Genomic DNA, 18716 nt, shown 5'->3' with positions numbered 1-18716 from the left:
CGGATACAGTATGCCTATCGACTCTGTATTCGGTGCATTTTTCTCTATGAAATAGTTATTTATTTTGCTATACACTTATAAAATCTTGTTGCAAAAGTCAACCTGCTATATAATTATAAGGTAATATATTTTTCAAAATCTGTCCGTTGTAATATTTCGCAGACATTTGCCTGTTATAATATCCGCAAAAGCAAAGGAAGTTGAGGGATTTTTGAGATTTACCATATATCATATAAAGAATGGAGGTGCATGATTTTGAATCTTAAATTACTGGTCGTTGATGATGAACGCGGTATTGTCGATATGATACAGAGTTATTTTCAAACACAATATGATATTCTGACCGCTTATAGCGGCCAAGAAGCACTCAAAAAAGTAGCCTGCAAACCAGATTTAATTTTATTGGACATCAATATGCCGGGAATGGATGGTCTGACTGTATGCCAGCAGATACGGGAACACATAGCCTGTCCCATTCTTTTTTTGACTGCTCGTATTGAATCCAGCGATAAGATTATTGGATTTCAGGCCGGGGCGGATGATTATATCGTCAAGCCCTTTGATTTGGATGAATTGGGGGCGCGTATTGCTGCACATCTGCGCCGGGAGCAGCGACGCCAAAATAATTCGGCAGTACGCTTCTTTGGTGAATTGATACTGGACTATTCCGCCCGAACAGTTACAATCAATAATCAGAACATCCCGCTATCTAAGAGGGAGTTTGAGATTGTAGAACTTTTATCCCTTAATGCAGGACAGGTTTTTGATCGTGAGCGGATTTATGAGCGTGTGTGGGGATTAGATGGGGACGGAAACAGCGATACAATTATGGAGCATATCCGGAAAATACGCGCTAAATTTGCAGCACATACATTGCACAATTACATTGAAACAGTTTGGGGGTGTGGGTATCGGTGGAACGCCTAAAAAATATGGGACTAAAGAAATCTTTCCTGTTATTATCCCTCTCCTGTTTAGCAGTGGCATTTCTCCTGCTTGGTGCGGTTATCTTTCTTTGCCGTGGCATTGAAAACTATTATCCTTTAGGCGGTGTAGAAATCCTATCGGATGGTTCAATCGTACCCCTGCCATCTCCTACGGCGTCACAACAGCGCATTTTGGCTATCCTAAATATTGTGCAGACGCTTTCCTGTATTCTTTTCCCGGTAGGTGGATTGATTGTTTCAGTCTTTCTTTTTTATTATCTCAAATTGAAGCAGCCTATTTCCTGCCTGCAAAATGGCATTATGCGGATTCAGAATAATGATCTGGATTTTTCGCTACCGATTTTGTCTAACGATGAAATGGGACAGCTATGTGCTGCCTTTGAAGAAATGCGGAGTGAACTTTTGAAATCGAATCGGCTGTTGTGGCAACAGGCCGAGGAACGCAAACGGCTCAATGCCGCATTTTCCCATGATCTGCGTAACCCGATTACGGTCTTAAAAGGAAGTGTAAAACTTTTGCGGCAAGGTATTCAGGATGAACAGACCATAGACCGGCTGGAAAGTTACACTTTACGGATCGAGCAGTATGTAGAAGCTATGAGCAGTGTTCAAAAATTGGAACAACTCTCTGTTAAGCCAAAAGAAATCAGACTATCAGTTTTGCAGAGTGAATTGCAGGAAACAGCACGGCTGTTAGCACTATCCAAAAAAGTTTCTGTTTTAGTACCATCAGATGGAACAGTTTGTATAGATCACGGGCTATTTCTTACCGTAGCGGAAAATCTGATTGGAAATGCAGCGCGATTTGCAGAAAAAGCAATCTCTATTCAAATAACGCTGCAAAATGATTCTTTGGTCCTGAAAGTAGAGGATGACGGTGCGGGGTATCCGCTGTCTCTCGTGCAGAATGGGCCAAATCCCTTTGAAACGACAAGTAGCAATTCCTCACATTTCGGAATGGGACTTTACAGCAGCAGAATTTTATGTGAAAAACATGGTGGACGATTGATTTTGGAAAATCAGGCCGGGGGCGGTGCATCCGCAACTGCCATTTTTCATTTCGTGTAATCCTTGAGCAATTTTTGAGATTTATCATTTACACTCTCCTTATACCACAAATAAGGAGAGTGTTTTTTATGAATATTGAGGCAAAGAATTTATCAAAGATTTATGGTGACGGTGAAAACCGAGTGGTGGCTTTGGATCATGCGAATCTCGAAATTGTATCCAGCGATTTTATTTCTATTATGGGACCATCTGGAAGCGGAAAAAGTACCCTGCTCCATTTGCTTTCCGGCTTGGATAAGCCATCTTCCGGTTCGCTGACCTACGATGGTAAAGATATTTACAGTTACAGCGATAAGGAGTTGTCGGCATTCCGCCGGAAACGGATCGGATTTATTTTTCAACAATTTAATCTGCTTCCGGTTTTGACGGCGAAAGAAAATATTATCATGCCTCTTTTGCTGGATAAACAAAAACCGGATGAAGCATACCTGAAGCAGCTTACAGAACTGCTTGGCATTCAGGGGCGCTTGGAACATCTGCCCCATGAGTTATCCGGCGGCCAGCAGCAGCGTGTAGCCATTGCCCGCGCTTTGATTGCAAAACCAGATGTGATTTTTGCTGATGAGCCTACGGGAAATCTGGACAGCAAAAGCGGCGGCAAAGTCATGGAACTGCTTCAAAATATATGGAAAAAGATGGGTAAAGCTCTCGTTGTCATTACCCATGACAGCCGTATTGCGCGAATGGCAGACCGCCAGTTTCAGATCGTAGATGGTTTGCTTGCGGAGGTGACAGCGAAATGAAATCTTATCGTACATTAGCATTAAAAGAACTGCTATCCCAAAAAGTCACTTCTATTCTTATTTTGATTGCCGTTGTGCTGTCTACTATGATGACAACTATTGTGGGACAATCCATTGGCGTACTTAGTGCAATGCGGGAACAGCAGGCCATCGCTGTCGGAGGAAACCGATATGCCACTTTTTTGCAGATGAATGCAGAGCAGCTTCATGCACTGGAACAGGATGAGCGTCTTTCCTATGTAGGCAAATCTATTTATATGGGAAGTTTAGAACTCTCCCCATCTCTTACCCTTGGTTTGATGGAGTATTTGGATGATACTGCCGCTATCTACCCATCAAGTACCAGTATAGAGGAAGGTCGCCTGCCGGAAGCCTCGATGGAAATAGCGCTTTCTGAAGATATTCTGAAATATCTTGGCTTTGAGGGCGGTATTGGAGATAAGATTACACTTTCACTGCAAAAAAATCTTCGCCACAACATTGCGGACAGCTATTCCTATACAGCAGAATTTGTTCTTACAGGGATATTGAAAAATAACTACTTGGGATATACAAGCGGCACTGTTACGGGAGTTGTAGGGGAAGGAACTGCTGAACAACTTTTAACGGAATCTTATATTTATTACAATGTGGATATTCGGACTGCCGATAAAAAGAATTTTCAAGCAGTTGTCGATGACATCAATAAGGAATTTAATATCCATGAACTTGATACCAGCTATAATATTGTATATTTGAACGCCTTGGGAATTTCCTATACTGCAAATTCCGAGGGTGCTAATGATAAGGGATTCTCTTTTATGACAGTCGCAGGGATATTAGTGGGTACTTTGATTTTGCTGGCTGCTGGTCTTGTGATTTACAACATTCTGAAAATATCTGTATCAAAACGGATAAAGGGATATGGAACACTTCGGGCTATTGGAGGCGAAAAAGGACAGCTTTATCAGATCATTGTAATCGAAGTAACCCTATTGTGTCTGATTGGGATTCCTATTGGTATGCTTCTTGGCTTTTTGAGTGCCAGAGGGATTTTAGAGGCAGCTACCGGCCTGGTTTCTCCTGAATTGTTCTTGGTTCAGGATTCTTCCGAATTGAAAACCCTAATAGCAGAAAACAGTTCTTTGAATGGAACCTTACTGATATTAAGCGGAGCAATCACTTTGGCGTTTGCGTTGTTTGCAGCATTACCAGCAGCCAGATCAGCCGCAAGGGTATCCCCTATTATGGCGATGTCTGGAACAAATCTGAAAATTCGACGCAGAAAGCGTAAAACAAAGAAAATCCATAATTTTGAAGCATACTATGCCCGTCTGAACTTAAAGAGAAATAAAGGCCGTACTGCAATTACAATTTTGTCCCTTGTTATGAGTATCACGGTTTTTATTGCACTGCAAGGTTTTTCCTCTTTACTGAACGCTGCAAGTGCCCTGCAAGATAACCATTTAGGAGATTATCAGATCACAAATGAAAGTGTTGGATTTACCGCAGACGATCTGAATACCTTAAAGAAAAATAAAGCAGTACAGAGCGTAGCTGCTATACAGTTTTCGCTTTACGAACAAAATGAAAATGGGCAGCTCGATGGAATCAGTCTTGAATTTCAACTAAAACCCGGCGAAACTTTTCAGGTTGTCGGATTGAACGATGAATATTGGGATTATTTCATGGGGGATCAATTATCAGAAGAACAGCTCGGACAACTGAAATCAGGGAACGCCTGTATCGTAAGGAATCCTATTCCAATGAGCTACGGCGAAGATGTTCTTGAATTTACAAACATAGAGGCTGGAGAAAGCATCTGTGTTGCGGAAACGGAGCTGGATGTTTTGAAAACCTTAGATGGTTATGACGGTTATCTTGGTATTGGCAATGGCGGTTTCACAAATGGTGTCCAGGTAATCGTTGATGACGCTATCTATGAACGCCTGACGGGAAAAGATACCTATTCAGAGTTTTTGCCCACGCTGAATGAGGGCGCAGACAGGGAAAACTTTGATACATTTATCGAGGCGTTTTGTAATAAAACACCGGGGACAACATTCTTGTCATATGAAGAAACCGACCAGCAACTAAAAGAAAGTTTTGCACAGATTCAAATGCTGGCATGGGGACTGATTCTTTTTGTTGGCCTAATCGGCATTCTTAACATCATCAATACCGTTTACACGAATATTCACACCAGAGTAACAGAAAACGGTATGCAGCGGGCCATTGGAATGAGCGCTGGTAGCCTCTATAAAACTTTTCTTTGGGAAGGTGCATATTACGGGATTATTGCCTCTGTGATTGGAAGCGTGCTGGGATATGTTTGTACGATTTTCATTGAGGCGGCCACGAGCGACACCCTCCAGCTTGTTGCAATTCCTGTCATACCCATTCTTGAAGCAACCCTCTTGGCAGTAGGGGCTTGCTTGCTGGCAACAGCAATTCCTCTGCGGAAAATTTCAAAAATGAGTATTGTAGATTCCATTGAAACGGTTGAGTAGAACACTATTTTTTGAACTGTCCGAACTTTCTAATATTTTGTGGACATTTAGGTTTTAGAATGACCTTATCAGTGAAAGCAGGTGGATAAAGGAGCTTTTGTCTATTTGCTGTGCTGATTCTGGTACAGTTGGCGGCCACTGGCACAACAGTTTTCCGCATTTACCCCAAGCAAAGGAGGCGAACAATATGGGCAAATTTTTAATATTATCCGTCACTGACCACGAAGAACATATACTCAATAAAATTATGGAAACTATCGCAAACGAGCCGAAGCTTAACCATATTGCGCCTCCTCTCCCTTGCAACATTCTTTCTTTTAAAAATCTGGAAATTCGGCTAAAGGAGCAGACAGTATCCTGCAGAGGTCAACTTGTTACTCTGACTCACCATGAGTTTGCTGTCCTTACATATCTGGCTCGTCATCCCAGCTGGGTATTCTCAGCCAGCCAGATTTATAAGGCCGTATGGGATAGAGACGGTGAAAACTGCGGGACTGCTGTTGCCAGCGTTATCGGTCAGATACGGCGTAAATTGACGCCAGAAACACCAAAGGGTGGCTATATTCGCACTGTACTGGGCAGTGGATATAAATTTGAATCCGTAATATAGGAAACGCCGGACATATGCTGATTGGCTCTGTCCGGCGCTTCGTTTTGTATAAAATAAGGCAGCAAATATAGCTTTTCGTATTACTTGAAAAAACGCATATAAATTCGACGAAGGGCAGTCTGCTCTTCCCCAATAGACTATTTATAGTTTTGAACCACAAGGCGGTGTAATATCCAAGCCTTCAAGAAAGTGTATTCCCCAGTTACACATAGAATCTAATACCGGAATGATACTTTTTCCAAACGCAGTAAGAGAATACAAAGTTTTAGGTGGTTTTTCTGGAATTACTTCTCTATGAATCATGCCGCATTCTTCCAAATCGCGAAGTTGTTGTGAAAGCATTTTAGGTGTGGCTTTTGGAATTAAGCGTTGTAATTCCATGTAGTGCAAAGGTTTTTCTATCAAATGCCAAAGAATGAGAGGTTTATATTTTCCTCCAATCAGAAAAAGTGTGGCTTCCACTGGACAACTAAATTGTTCTTTTTGATAATTCATTTTTATAAACTCACTCCTTTTTGGGTACTTTCTTTGAGGGAAGTATCTACCTGAAAAGTGCAATCTTGTTATTCTACTGCACCATGTTAAAATTAGTACGACGATTGAATATGTCAACTAAATTATACAGCACCAAGAAAGGATTGACCATGATGAATTTTATTGAGATTGCAAAAAAACGGTATTCTGTACGCAATTACAGTGGCAAAAAAGTGGAGAAAGAGAAGCTTGATAAAATTTTGCAGGCTGCTCATGTTGCACCTACAGCAGCAAACCTACAGCCGGTTCATTTAATTGCAGTAGAAAGCAAAGAAGGGCTGGAAAAAATCAGCAAAGGGGCAAATATTTATAATGCTCCTCTTGCAATCATTGTATGTGCAGATCATAACAAGGCATGGGTTCGCCCCTTTGACCAAAAACAAACTGGAGACATTGACGCAGCTATCCTAACAGACCATATGATGTTAGAGGCAACAGAATTAGGTTTGGGCACCGTATGGGTATGCTACTTTCAACCTGATGTTATCCGGAAAGAATTTGATTTACCCGATAATTTAGAGCCAATCAATATTTTGGTAATCGGTTATGGAAATGAAGCGCCAGCAGATACAGAAAGACATGAACACATGAGGATTCCACTCACTGACTTAGTTTCGTATGAAAAACTGTAACCGAGTATGACTCGATTTCCGAAATACTTCCGAACTATCTTCAACTCATTGCTTCCAAAAATAGTTGATGTTATAATTGCGGGGAAACAACTGAATAAAAGTGTCTTCGGGGCAGGGTGAAATTCCCGATTGGCGGTAAAGTCCGCGAGCGTAAAACGCACGATTTGGTGTAATTCCAAAACCAACAGTATAGTCTGGATGAAAGAAGATATGGTTAGATTTCCGCAGATTTTAAGGGGCTTACTTTCTTTTCTGTGGCCTAATTATAATGTTAACACCCGAAAGACCTTTTCTTTTGGGTGTTAATTTTTTGCCACGGAGGAAAGCAATTATGAACAGTAAAACAAAAAGAGTCACCACTATTGGGATGCTATGTGCGATCACTTATGTCACCATGGTTGTCGGCAGGATTCCGATTATTCTATTCTTAAAGTACGACCCATCCGATGTTATTGTAACTTTGGGCGGCTTTATTTGGGGACCGATGACTTCTTGTATCGTATCTGTCATTGTGGCAATCCTTGAAATGATTACAGTAAGCGATACTGGAATATTAGGTTGTATCATGAATATCGTACAAACACTATCTTTTGCGTGTACGGCATCTGTCATTTACAAAAAAAAGCACACTTTATCTGGTGCAGTGATTGGTCTGGCATCGGGATGGCTCATAACGGTTGTTGTTATGCTGTTGTGGAACTATTTGGTAACACCGCTTTATATGGGGTATCCAAGAGAAGCAGTTGTAGAATTGTTACTTCCTGCCTTTCTTCCATTTAACTTGTTGAAAGGTGGGTTAAATGCATCCATTACCTTTTTACTGTATAAGCCCATAGTTACCGCTTTGAGAAAAAGCGGATATGTTGCTGCTTCGGAAAATGAAGCAAGACAAAAGCATACTGGTCTGCTTATATTGGCAAGTTTTATTATTGTAACTTGTGTTTTGATTATCCTGTCAATGAATGGGATTATATGAGGATCGAAATGAAAGAAAAACTAAATGAGCCTATTTACACACTAACAGGAACCGTTATACATGGCCGAGGTATTGGAAAGCATGTGGGGACACCTACCGCGAACATAGCAATCGAAAAAAAAGATTTTTTGCCAAAAACAGGAGTATATGTGGCAGATATTCTTTTAAGCGATAAGAGATATTACGGTGTTACCCACATTGGGACGCGCCCTACACTTGATAATGATAGTTTTATTTCAATCGAAACATATATTTTTGATTTTGATAAGGATATATATGGGTGTACGATAACTGTCAACCTATATAAGAAATTGAGGGAAGTCAGAAAATTCAATGAATTATCCTTGCTGCTTGAACAAATTGCGAATGACCGGACAATGGCACAAGAATTTTGGGGATTAAAGCAAACAAATCACACCTTACACATTGATGTTAACCGGCATTGTGTAATATTAGAACAGCAGGAAGTTTATTTATCAACAAACGAATTTGAAGTCCTTTATCTGTTACTGCAATCTCCTCAAACCGCATTCACAAAAGAACAGATTTATGAACAGATTTGGCATGAACCCACAAATAACCATTTGCATGCAGTAGAAAACACGATTTTTCAAATACGAAAAAGGCTAAAGCCATATTGCATGGGACACGAGTATATAAAAACAGTAATTGGCTATGGTTATAAATTCAATTCCGAGTAAGGTGGTAAACACAAGAGCAAATAGCGCCATTCTCAAAATTTTGAAGTCTTCGTGTTCAGCAACCTTTTATAAACAGAAACGGCTCTGATACTATCCCCCAGTTCATTTAGGTTTCACCAAAAACAAGACCACTGCTTATTCATATAGAGAGAAGAAAGGATGTGAACAATATGGGCAAATTTTTAATATTATCCGTTGCAGACCATGAAGAACACATACTCAATAAAATTATGGAAGCCCTTGCAGACGAACCAGAGCTTGACCATATTGCTCTCCCACTCTCGGATGACACTCTCCCCTTTCCGGAGCTTGAGATTCGCCTGAAGGAGCAGGCAGTATTCTGCAGAGGTCAACTTGTTACACTAACTCATCATGAGTTTGCTGTCCTTGCTTATCTGGCTCGCCATCCTGGCTGGGTCTTTTCTGCCAGACAGATCTATGAGGCTGTGTGGGCTGCGGACGGTGAACACTGCGGAACCGCCGTTGCCAGCATCATCAGCCAGATCCGGCGCAAGTTGACGCCAGATACCCCAAAAGGTGGCTATATCCGCACTGTACTGGGCAGTGGATATAAATTTAACAGTTCTCCCTTTTAAGTCAGCAAGAAAGGCTCCGAGGCCATAATGATCTCGGAGCCTTTCTCATTGACTTAAATCTTAAACAGTTTAATCGCCTTCAACAAAATAATGCTCAATTCCTGGTACAGATCCTCATCCAGCACACCATCTATAATGGCATACTTTAACAGCAATGGACGATACATCTGTAAAATCGCCGTAATGGCATCCTCGTTTCCAGCCTTGGCGCTGAGAAGGAGACATTCAAAATTCATCTCTTGTCACCTCCTTCAATGCTCTTTCTGATTTTCTGAATCGTCCTGTAGTAAAGTGCAGCTGCCCCCTTGTAGGAAAGTTCAAACTTTACTCCCAGAGTCTCAAAATCTTCTTCCTCCAGCGTTCGAGCCAGAAAGATCTGGCGCTCCCGCTCATTGAGTTTCTGAAGTGCCTCCAGAAGCGCTCCATTCTCAATGACATCCATAAGCGGCAACTTGTCTAAAACCACTTCCTCTGAGCTGGGTTCGGATTCGTAAACCACTTCCGAACTACTCTCTATGCTGCTGCGCTTATAAAGCTGAATCAAATAATCTTTTCTGCGGCGCTTGACCGCCGACACCAAATATGCTGTAAATCTGAATTGCAGGTCATCTTCTGCCTGTCCATTGTTCCGTTGCCACATGGCTTTACCTCCAAAAGTCTCAAGAATTTCCACGAATTTCCCGAGCTTCTGGCGGTGCCCTGCACCGGACAAAACCTGGCTGTGATAAACAAAAACAGCCAGCTTTGTACCAATGGACAAAACCAGCTGTTCCCTGAATTGCTGCATCGAGCAGTTCAATAGATACCATCCGAGCAGGTGGAGGTTTTTCTTTATGTGGAGAAAACTCTCTCGTCCTGCCTCGACGATATACCCCTATTGAGAGCCGTTCATGAAAAGCCGTGTGTCCTGGAGTTATGAAAGCAATGAACTGCTCGATGTTGTGGAATCCTTTTTCCATAACATCGTTACTCCCTGTCCGCAGTTATGCGGACGGCACACAGGCGGCCTGCATCATCCCCTTTCTTTCGCGATATGGCAGCGCAACGCTGCCGCCCTGCTGATAATTGTTAAATTGTGAAATAATACTTTTTTCAAATGCTATTCCAACTATTCTATGAATCTATGAAATTAAAACAAAAGGCGGCCTTCATCCTTATTGTCAGGATAAAGACCACCCTCTTCTTCCGATTTTCATTGGGTACTGTACTGATCTCATCCCCCCACCTCCACTTATCGAGTTTTCATTGGTTTTGGGATCACTGCCATAATTACAGTGTAACTGACAGTTTTCGGAAACTTTTGGAGTAGCATTGGAGTCGCTTTCGAGTAAAAAGAAAATCATTCGACATTATATGACAAAACAGGCTCTAAAACGGACACACTGCTTTTCAACCTCTCTCAGTGTCCCGCTTTAGAGCCCTTCCTTTATTTTTTAGTTATATCTTCCTCTGTTACCTGGGCTGTATCTGGATGGATATAAATGATCTGGAGTCCTTTCTTCTTGGCATAGTTGACCGTCTGCTGGGTTCCGGACCGCATATTGTGTGCATTATCATAGACAGCTATCATATGCCCGGCCTGCTCCACCATATAGTAATTGCGTTTCTTATAGCTTTCGCTTGAGGGCATTTCGCCCAGCACTAAGACCTTCTCAGCATATCTGCAAATAAAATCCATCCTCTTTCGGTGCCAGTCATCCCAGTCTGCATTGTAACCCTCAAAAGGGAGAGCCAGACACAATTCCACATCTTGATACGCTTGCTGCTCTTTCATACGTAGCAGGAGCTCCGCTGCCCACATATCAACGCCCATTGCTCCTCCAACCCAAAAGCATCGTACTCCCTGATGATAGAGTCGTATGAGTTGCTCCTGCAGACACTTTTTAATCCGTTGGCAGCGTTTATCCTTTTCATTATATTTGAACTTAAATCTGGTCGGTCTGTGACCTGTAATCACACACGAAAAACTGTTCATATAATTCTCCTTTCCTGGCGTACTCCTCTGCATATTATACTTGCCATGGACGAGATAAATCAACCATGACCGCTTAATAATCCATGTCATAGCGGATAAAATGTAACTATAGCATGGAGGTGACGCATGGAAAATCTACTGAAAGATATGGGTAAACGGATCTTCGACCGGAGGAAACAACTAAATATGACCCAAGAAACTCTGGCAGAGCTGGCTCATGTCACACCACAGACCATCTCCACCGCAGAACTGGGTCAAAAGGCTATGCGGCCTGAGACGATCCTCAAAGTCTGTGATGCACTTCACATCAGCACCGAGTATTTGTTGCGAGGCGTCATCACAGAAACAGATTCCTCCCTTCTTATGGAGAAGATTTCCACACTAACACCCAAACAATACAGGCATTTTGAAGATATTTTAGACAGTTTTATCGCGGCCATACAGGAAGAGGCATAGGAGCATCACTGGCTCCCATGCCTCTTTTGATTATCCCCTGCTGCGGAACGCAGACAAAGTACTGGCAATCAGGCTGCGTGTCCTATCGTCCATTTCCGGATCATCGTCCACTTCCTGTGCAGCCGAAAGCATCACAGGCGCTGCAAGCTTCTCCACCAATCTGGCTGTGGGAATCTGCTCTTTTGCTTTTTCCTGTCCCATACCTTCCTGCCGCAAAATCTCTTTGACGATAGCTACCACCGCTTCTTTGCTGATAATCGAAGCATTTAGCGGCTGCGGCTCCTGCCCAAAGTGCTCATTATAGTAGACCACTGCATTTGCCACATATTGCGCTTTTGTGCGGGGACTCTGTAACTCCAGTAATCCAATGGCAGTCTCGTGTATGGGATCGCCCTCATTAAAGCGCAGCGTAAACCGTCCTCGTTCTTTTTTCTCGCCCATACCATCACCTGCCTGCTGTTTCAATCCGGTACAGATACTCATAGCCATCCGCATTTGCATTGATTTTCGGTACGAAGAATGGTGTTCCCACCTTGCCCGAAGTTTCGATCTGCCGCTTCAAAAGAATGGCGCCACCGCCTACAAATACTACCTTGCAATATTGCAAGTCCAACATTCGCTCCCGCAACGTGCTGAACAGGTCATTGATAAATTCCTGCGCCATCTGTTCTGTCAGCCGTATGGCTGCATCCGGATATTGAGTCTTTTTTCCCATCAGTATGGCATCCACATCTCCTTCATCCAACAACAGATCCAGCTCCGAATTCACCTTTGAACGCACCTTATTGTACAACAGGATCACGCCATTTTCTAACGAATCACAGGAGGTAAGGTCAATCTCTCCGTTTTTCATCAGCAGATAGTCAGCAGTAAACCCACCAATATCCAAAATTACCGCCTTTGGCTCTTCAACAAGCGCGTGAAGCATGGTGGCCGCCGCTGCATATGCCTGTGGAAAGCAGGCCACATCTTCAATATAGATGGAGTACGGCTTGCCCTGCACCTCAAATTCTACCATTCCCCGCTGCCCAAAGTATTGTGTAAACCGCTCCACCTGGGCGCCAAAGTGTGCCGGCGGCAACCCTACTGCCAGTTGTATACGCTGAACCTCTGAGGAATATGCTCCCCTCGCTTCAATCTCACCAGCCAGAGCAAATAGGGTCAGGATAAAGAAGCGATTGTCCTCCGTTTTATCTTTCCGATAAGGAATCCGCTCAGTAGACAGCGTATAGTAGGTATTCTGATACCTCAGCACATTCTGTCCAAAGGGACGGGTGACACTCTGCTTAAGACCAGACACAAAGGGGTTGCAATGAACCGTTTTAATTTGTTTGTTGCCATGATCAACGCCAATAAGCATATGTAATGCCTCCTTTTTGCTTTATACATATCCTTTACGCCTATATGACGCCTATTCTCAACAATCACACACTATTTTTATGAAAACAAAAAGCAGGAGACCCATCATAAAGGTTTCCCGCTTTTGGCTGCTTCATAATGTGCGCAGCTAATATATATTTGATTGTTCTATTCTGCCATACCCTGCGGAACTTCAAATTTGTATCCGCTCCCCAAAACAGTACGGATATAACCCGCTTTCGGCATATCCGGTGTCAGTTTTCTGCGGATCTGACCAATGACGCTGGCAACGGCTGTTCCGCAGTTTTCACCATCCTCACCCCACACTTCTTCATAAATCTGCCCGGCAGAAAATACCCAGGACGGGTGGTTAGCCAAGTATACCAATGTCGCAAATTCCCGATGGGTCATAGAAATTAACTCGCCGTTTCGGTGTACCGTTCTCTCCTTCAAGCGAAGCTCCAATCCCGGAAAAACAAGAGTATTACAAGGATGAGATGACACAATATGGTCAAATCCTGGCTCGGCTGCAATAATCTCCATAATTCTGCTAAGTATGTATTCTTCATGGTCTGTTACCGACAATACAAAGATTTTTCCCATATGTCCCTCCCTTATTCATAATTAGAATGCTGATACCCTGCAGCCAATATAAAGTTTACTTGTTTATTTCAGTAATAACGACTGTTCCGTTTTTATCCAGCAAAGGGGTAATCCCCGTATCATGGACAAGGTAGTTTACACCTGTTTCGGTGTCTACAACAATACTCAAGGAAGTTCCCTGTGTATAGATTGTTTCAAAGCGCTTTTCTTTGTTTGCCATAGTAATCCACTCCTTTGCATAGTGTAAGGTATCAGCATTTCTAATTTATTACTCTATGATAAAGGCCAAATGTTGCAGAAATCTCCTAACCGCTTTCTTTTTCGGCAAGAAAACAGGCGGAATTGCTTCATTTTTGTAGCAATTCAATTTTCATCTCATTTCCGGCCGAAGAATAACCCGTTTGAATAAGAACATTGTTGCACCAAAATAGGTCAGGTAGATTGCACAGAATAGCAGGATCGTCACCAGACCATAAAGAGGTACAAGTCCCTGCTGCAAGATTGCCTCTCCGAAAAAGAACTGTGCCCCTGTAATCAGTAAAACCGTCAGCAAAAGAGGGAATAGCAGTGGGATCAAAAAGACTGTGGACAGTTCCCTGCGGATCAGGGAAGCCTGCCTGTGGCACGGTACACCCAAACGGTCAATGACTGCATAATTCTTCTGGTTTTTGTCTATGGCAAAAAGCTGCTCAAATGCAAGAACCGAGCAGGATAGAATGATAAAAATAATGCTTAAATACAATCCGCAGAACGAAATGGCTGTAAATCCAGTCAGCGAATTGGCAACGCCCCACGCCTTTACTGTAACACCCATCGTTACTTTTTCCGGGAGCTGTTGACCGGACTGCAATTCCGGCTGCCATTTCCCACTGTTCAGGAATTGCTTCAAGTCGCTTTTCAATTCCGGGTATCCGCCATCTTCCAGTTTCATCGCCAGACGGATTTTTTCTCCGACGAATTGTGAAGCTGCTTCATCCGGCAGAACAAGTACATATCCCTTCGTTCCGGCCATTTGATACTGCTCCATCGGCTCCGTCAGAATCGGTGTCTCTGCAATAGTCAAGGTTCGACCATTTAATGTGATCTCCGGCTGCTGCTTCAAGCCCTGCCGGATTCCGTCCATATAGTTCCATGTATCACAATGAACCAAAAACTCGTTGTCGCTCATGGAAACAGGAGAAAGTCCCAAAATCTCACGCAGGTGGTTATAGTCGGACAAGGACAAGGCTTCGATTGGTTTTTCAGGAACCGCATACAGATAATAGCTCACAGAATCCTCGACTCCACAATGCTCCTCTGTAAAGGAAACGATGGAATCCATGCTGGATTTCTCCAAAGGTGCATCAATCGCCACGCCTGCATCATAGGGATAGTAGGCTTTCATGTTGGCTTTGTAGCCTGCTCCCATTGTAAGCCCCACAAACATGGTTGCCAGGGATATGGTTAAAAGAATCGCCACCACAGCCATTGTCCGGCCAGCAGAATGGATGCGCCGCCCAATCTGCCCCAGGAAGAACAGATTTTCTTCTTTGTACTTATGGCGCAGATTTTGTTTTGCAAATCGGTGCAGCAAAAGCGGAATCTGGCGATGCAGCTCGTAAACACCCACCAGAATGAGCAAGCAGGCTCCGCCAAGGTACAAAAATGCTTCATTGGTTTGTGTCTGAAGCATCCGCCCAAGCAAAATCACGCCTGTAACCATTGCAGCGATTGAAAGCAATACTACCAGAAGACTACGACTGTATGATTTGAAACGGTATTCTTCATTCTTGCGGTTATCATACAGCAGATCGATCACTTTCTGATGCCGAATAATCTTTGCCGCCCGAAACATCCCAAAACCATACATCAAGGCAAAAAACAAAAATGTTACTGCCCATGCCTGGAGAGAAAAGGAAATCTGATAGGTATGCGGCACCTCAAAGATATTTTTTACCACCTGATTCAGCAAACCGGAAAGCCCTGTGCCAACCAAAGAACCAAGCAGAAAGGCCCCAGTGCCGATGATACTGTTTTCAGCAAGGAACAAATTTCGTACTGTCTTTGCTTCCATGCCAATCAATTCGTAGGTTGCAAACTCTTTTTTCCGTCGTCCCAGCATAAAGCGGATCGCATAACCGATCACAAACGAGGACATAAAAGCAACCAGAGCTGACATAAGCAAAATTCCAGTCGTCAGCATCGACATATTTTCTGCCATGGCAAGAACATCTGATGAAAACCCCAATGCCAAAAATGAGTACATCAATGCCGCAGTCAAGGTAAGCGTCACAAAGTAAATGATATAATCCCGCAGGCTTCTGCGGATATTTTGAATTGCTAACTTCCAGTACATCATTACGACCTCCCTTCCTTTAATGTTTTTCTATGTTCCTTTGAAACAGGTAATAGGTTGACACAAAATAACATCCAAAGACGATTATAAAAGAGATATAGGATAGGGTCAGGATTATTCCAATTTGCGAAGGCAAAACATAGGCGATAATCTCATTGTAATTGCTCCAAAGCAAATAGGAAAAAACTCCAATACTTCCAACTATCGCCGTCAGAACCGGAAGTCCAAACCAGAAATACATTTGCCGACGAGCAGTTTTCTGGCATTCTTTACGCTCCACTCCTAATTTACGAATGATGTCAAAACGATGTTTTTGTTCAATAGCGTCTGTAAGCTGTTGAACCGATAACATAGTAAAACTGCTTACTAACAACACAAGCGCCGCATAGGTGCCAATCAGTGACAATAACAGCATATTTGAAATACCCTCATTGGACTGTAAGGTATTCAAACGAATAAATGCAGACTCCGGCGGGAAATTTCCAAGTTCTCTCTGATATGTGCCCATATTTTCTTCAAATTGTTTTGCAAATTCATAAGTTAAAGGCTTATCGGTATTTGCAGAATAAAATGTGGTCGCAATCCGAAGGTCTGAGATAGCTGCGTCCGGCAAAACATAAACCGCTTTTGTCCTGCTGGTAAACAGGTTAATTCCTATCGAATCCTGAAAGTCGGCGTCTTGGGCCTTATTAAGAACAATGCCATTCACTTGGATCTGACGGATATTTCGGTCAATTTCCTGCATCTCCGTTTCTACTGCTTCCCGGTTCCAAGAAACCCCAAATGTATCATCGGGCAACACAGCCGGTTCCAGGCCGGACAACGCCCTCAATTCGTTGTAGTCAGATAACGAAACTGCAAGAAACGGAATCTTCTTTTGCCCACTGCCAATATCCTCATTCTCAAGGAAGTAAAGCTCTCCCTGCGCCTTTCCAGTTACAAAGTATCCCCCTTGTTCCAGATATTCGGTAATCGCATCATAGTCCAGAGTCCCTGTTGGTAACAAAGATTCTTCTGCCCGGTACATCGTCCCTACCTGCACATCGTATACAGAAAGAGCGAGCTGGTACGATTGAATCCGAAGCGCCAGAACGGGAAGATAGGAAAAGAGGACCAGAGCTGCTGTCAGGACGCAGGAGATGACCCCCATCGTCTTGGAACTGGTTCCCATTCTACTCTTGATTTGCCCAAGCCAGAACAGATTCCGATAGTATCTGGCAGAAGGCTTACGAATCATTTTTGATAGCCACCAAGTAAGATTGCTAAAAAAAGCAATCAAGGAAAATACAAGAAGCAATAGTGCAAAGACTGGTGGCATCGTCAAATACGCCTGTATCGCTATTCTTTGGCGTACCAACGAATCAAAAAGCGGGGAAAGAACCAAAAGAGCAATCCCTTCAGCATCTCCAAAAATTGTGAGTGCCATTAGCGGACCACTTCCATCTCTTTTCTTTCTGCCAGCAAGAAAGAAAAACACAGCTGATACCAAAAAGCCAGCAGCCAGGAAAGTCAGAAACAATACCCTGAAAAGAGCTGCCGGATAATGTAAAACCAAACAGCTTAGAGCAGCCATCATCCCAAGGATCACAGTTGAAACTGCGGTACAGACCACCACCCACTTCCCAACCTGCCGCGTTAAAGGAATATTTTCTACACCTTTCTGACTATTTTGCAACATCTGAATGATTTTCAGTTTTCGTACAGCAAACAGGTTCTTAATTCCCAGCAAAAGTACAATCGCACCAAAAAAGATAACAGTTCCAAGAAAAGTGTCCGGAAACAGAGACAAATGCAAATGGTAATTCTCACCGAAAGATTGAACAACAATCACACTGATAATCTGAGAAAGCAGCATTCCCAACAGTACACCTAATAAAATCGCAGCAGCTCCCATAACAGAAGTTTCCAAAAAGAATAAGAAGGCAACTGTTTTCTGCTCCATCCCAATAATCGTCTCAATCGCAAATTCCTTCTGTTTACGCCGAAGCATATAGGAATTAACATAGGACATCAAAAATACTACAAAAAGTCCCACCAATGGTACTGCGATCCGCATCATTTTCTTCAGTACATCTAAATGGATGGGTACGGGAAGTGTCGCATTGTAATAGGGACTTACCAGAGAAAAGAATCCATAAAACATTCCAACCGACAAAACCAGTGTAACCACATAAATCAAGTAATCTCTGGCTGTTCGGCGGACATTGCGAAGTGCCAGTTTAGCGTACATCACTCACGCCCCCTCCCATCATGGTGAGGACATCCAGAATTTTTTCAAAGAAAGTCCTGCGTGAATCGCTGCCTTTGAAAATTTCTGTAAAGATTGCCCCATCCCTCAAAAAGAGAATACGATTGGCATAGCTTGCTGAGAAAGCGTCGTGTGTCACCATCAGGATCGTGGCTCCGAGATCTTCGTTGATACTCTGGATCGTCGAAAGCAGCATCTGGGACGAGTGACTATCTAACGCGCCGGTGGGTTCGTCCGCCAAAATCAGCTTAGGCTGGTTGATAATGGCTCTGGCGCAGGCGCACCGCTGCTTCTGGCCTCCAGACACCTGATAGGGGTACTTATCCAGAATGTCCGTGATATTCAGCTTTCCGGCCATTTCCCGCACCCGCCCATCGATCTCGCCTGCGGGAACCTTGTTGATGGTCAGCGCCAGGGCTATGTTTTCCGAAATGGTCAGCGTGT

The 18716-nt window shown here is 43.2% G+C and carries 22 protein-coding genes and 1 riboswitch; of the genes, 10 read left to right on the top strand and 12 right to left on the bottom strand.

The features are described 5' to 3' along the window. Nucleotides 1-249 precede the first annotated feature (249 nt). The 5 genes from ACLTOQ_RS06755 to ACLTOQ_RS06735 all read left to right on the top strand — a co-directional run bounded on the left by ACLTOQ_RS06755 (nt 250) and on the right by ACLTOQ_RS06735 (nt 5857). Nucleotides 250-927: a response regulator transcription factor gene (locus ACLTOQ_RS06755; RefSeq protein ID WP_412319134.1), complete on the top strand. Its 678-nt coding sequence runs from the start codon at nt 250-252 to the stop codon at nt 925-927. Beyond that, nucleotides 915-2015, top strand: coding sequence for an ATP-binding protein (locus ACLTOQ_RS06750; protein ID WP_412319133.1), 1101 nt, complete (start codon nt 915-917; stop codon nt 2013-2015). The genes ACLTOQ_RS06755 and ACLTOQ_RS06750 overlap by 13 nt, the downstream gene beginning before the upstream one ends. A gap of 68 nt (nt 2016-2083) precedes the next feature. Next, entirely contained in the window at nt 2084-2758 is a 675-nt protein-coding gene (locus ACLTOQ_RS06745) for an ABC transporter ATP-binding protein (RefSeq protein ID WP_412319132.1), read from the top strand. Further along, nucleotides 2755-5247, top strand: a complete 2493-nt coding sequence (locus ACLTOQ_RS06740) for an ABC transporter permease (RefSeq protein ID WP_412319131.1) — start codon at nt 2755-2757, stop codon at nt 5245-5247. The genes ACLTOQ_RS06745 and ACLTOQ_RS06740 overlap by 4 nt, the downstream gene beginning before the upstream one ends. A 187-nt stretch (nt 5248-5434) precedes the next feature. After that, complete coding sequence (locus tag ACLTOQ_RS06735) at nt 5435-5857, top strand: winged helix-turn-helix domain-containing protein (RefSeq protein WP_412319130.1); 423 nt, start codon at nt 5435-5437, stop codon at nt 5855-5857. 141 nt (nt 5858-5998) lie between these two features. On the opposite strand, the gene ACLTOQ_RS06730 is transcribed toward ACLTOQ_RS06735, so the two are convergent. Then, nucleotides 5999-6352 (bottom strand): winged helix-turn-helix transcriptional regulator, encoded by a 354-nt coding sequence (locus ACLTOQ_RS06730; protein WP_412319129.1) that lies wholly within the window; start codon nt 6350-6352, stop codon nt 5999-6001. A 152-nt stretch (nt 6353-6504) separates the two neighbouring features. Here ACLTOQ_RS06730 and ACLTOQ_RS06725 point away from each other — a divergent pair, with 152 nt between their 5' ends. The 4 genes from ACLTOQ_RS06725 (at nt 6505) to ACLTOQ_RS06710 (ending at nt 9296) form a co-directional block, all read left to right on the top strand. Continuing rightward, a complete protein-coding gene (locus ACLTOQ_RS06725; RefSeq protein ID WP_148336683.1) occupies nt 6505-7023 on the top strand; it encodes a nitroreductase family protein in 519 nt (172 codons plus the stop codon). 98 nt (nt 7024-7121) lie between these two features. Then, nucleotides 7122-7237: riboswitch (FMN riboswitch) on the top strand. Nucleotides 7238-7354: 117 nt separating this feature from the next. Then, entirely contained in the window at nt 7355-7999 is a 645-nt protein-coding gene (locus ACLTOQ_RS06720; RefSeq protein ID WP_148336080.1) for an ECF transporter S component, read from the top strand. An 8-nt stretch (nt 8000-8007) separates the two neighbouring features. Further along, entirely contained in the window at nt 8008-8700 is a 693-nt protein-coding gene (locus ACLTOQ_RS06715; protein WP_412319128.1) for a riboflavin kinase, read from the top strand. Nucleotides 8701-8870: 170 nt separating this feature from the next. After that, complete coding sequence (locus ACLTOQ_RS06710; protein WP_412319127.1) at nt 8871-9296, top strand: winged helix-turn-helix domain-containing protein; 426 nt, start codon at nt 8871-8873, stop codon at nt 9294-9296. Nucleotides 9297-9349: 53 nt separating this feature from the next. Here ACLTOQ_RS06710 and ACLTOQ_RS06705 read toward each other — a convergent pair whose 3' ends face one another. The 4 genes from ACLTOQ_RS06705 to ACLTOQ_RS06690 all read right to left on the bottom strand — a co-directional run bounded on the left by ACLTOQ_RS06705 (nt 9350) and on the right by ACLTOQ_RS06690 (nt 11271). Then, nucleotides 9350-9532, bottom strand: a complete 183-nt coding sequence (locus ACLTOQ_RS06705) for a helix-turn-helix domain-containing protein (RefSeq protein WP_080908623.1) — start codon at nt 9530-9532, stop codon at nt 9350-9352. After that, on the bottom strand, nt 9529-9936 hold the full coding sequence (locus tag ACLTOQ_RS06700) for a sigma-70 family RNA polymerase sigma factor (protein ID WP_238117712.1): 408 nt from the start codon (nt 9934-9936) through the stop codon (nt 9529-9531). The genes ACLTOQ_RS06705 and ACLTOQ_RS06700 overlap by 4 nt, the downstream gene beginning before the upstream one ends. 19 nt (nt 9937-9955) lie before the next feature. After that, on the bottom strand, nt 9956-10255 hold the full coding sequence (locus tag ACLTOQ_RS06695; protein WP_412319126.1) for a hypothetical protein: 300 nt from the start codon (nt 10253-10255) through the stop codon (nt 9956-9958). Between the two features lie 467 nt (nt 10256-10722). Further along, nucleotides 10723-11271, bottom strand: coding sequence for an SLOG family protein (locus tag ACLTOQ_RS06690; RefSeq protein ID WP_118560398.1), 549 nt, complete (start codon nt 11269-11271; stop codon nt 10723-10725). Nucleotides 11272-11397: 126 nt separating this feature from the next. On the opposite strand from ACLTOQ_RS06690, the gene ACLTOQ_RS06685 reads away from it, so the two are divergent. Continuing rightward, complete coding sequence (locus ACLTOQ_RS06685) at nt 11398-11727, top strand: helix-turn-helix domain-containing protein (protein WP_003501971.1); 330 nt, start codon at nt 11398-11400, stop codon at nt 11725-11727. A gap of 30 nt (nt 11728-11757) precedes the next feature. Here ACLTOQ_RS06685 and ACLTOQ_RS06680 read toward each other — a convergent pair whose 3' ends face one another. The 7 genes from ACLTOQ_RS06680 to ACLTOQ_RS06650 all read right to left on the bottom strand — a co-directional run. Beyond that, nucleotides 11758-12168 (bottom strand): hypothetical protein, encoded by a 411-nt coding sequence (locus ACLTOQ_RS06680; RefSeq protein WP_412319125.1) that lies wholly within the window; start codon nt 12166-12168, stop codon nt 11758-11760. Between the two features lie 4 nt (nt 12169-12172). Next, entirely contained in the window at nt 12173-13087 is a 915-nt protein-coding gene (locus tag ACLTOQ_RS06675; RefSeq protein WP_412319124.1) for a hypothetical protein, read from the bottom strand. 167 nt (nt 13088-13254) lie between these two features. After that, a complete protein-coding gene (locus ACLTOQ_RS06670) occupies nt 13255-13689 on the bottom strand; it encodes a winged helix-turn-helix domain-containing protein (protein WP_029465871.1) in 435 nt (144 codons plus the stop codon). Between the two features lie 55 nt (nt 13690-13744). After that, nucleotides 13745-13909 (bottom strand): DUF6440 family protein, encoded by a 165-nt coding sequence (locus ACLTOQ_RS06665; RefSeq protein ID WP_117497604.1) that lies wholly within the window; start codon nt 13907-13909, stop codon nt 13745-13747. A 150-nt stretch (nt 13910-14059) separates the two neighbouring features. Beyond that, nucleotides 14060-16027 (bottom strand): ABC transporter permease, encoded by a 1968-nt coding sequence (locus tag ACLTOQ_RS06660; protein WP_412319123.1) that lies wholly within the window; start codon nt 16025-16027, stop codon nt 14060-14062. A gap of 16 nt (nt 16028-16043) precedes the next feature. Beyond that, a complete protein-coding gene (locus ACLTOQ_RS06655; RefSeq protein ID WP_412319122.1) occupies nt 16044-18254 on the bottom strand; it encodes an FtsX-like permease family protein in 2211 nt (736 codons plus the stop codon). Further along, on the bottom strand, nt 18244-18716 hold a 473-nt coding region (locus ACLTOQ_RS06650; protein WP_412319121.1), incomplete at its 5' end, for an ABC transporter ATP-binding protein. The genes ACLTOQ_RS06650 and ACLTOQ_RS06655, both read right to left, overlap by 11 nt.

The sequence above is a fragment of the Gallintestinimicrobium sp. genome (assembly GCF_046968865.1).
Lineage (GTDB): Bacteria > Bacillota > Clostridia > Lachnospirales > Lachnospiraceae > Gallintestinimicrobium > Gallintestinimicrobium propionicum.
This window is presented reverse-complemented; position numbering and strand designations above follow the sequence as displayed.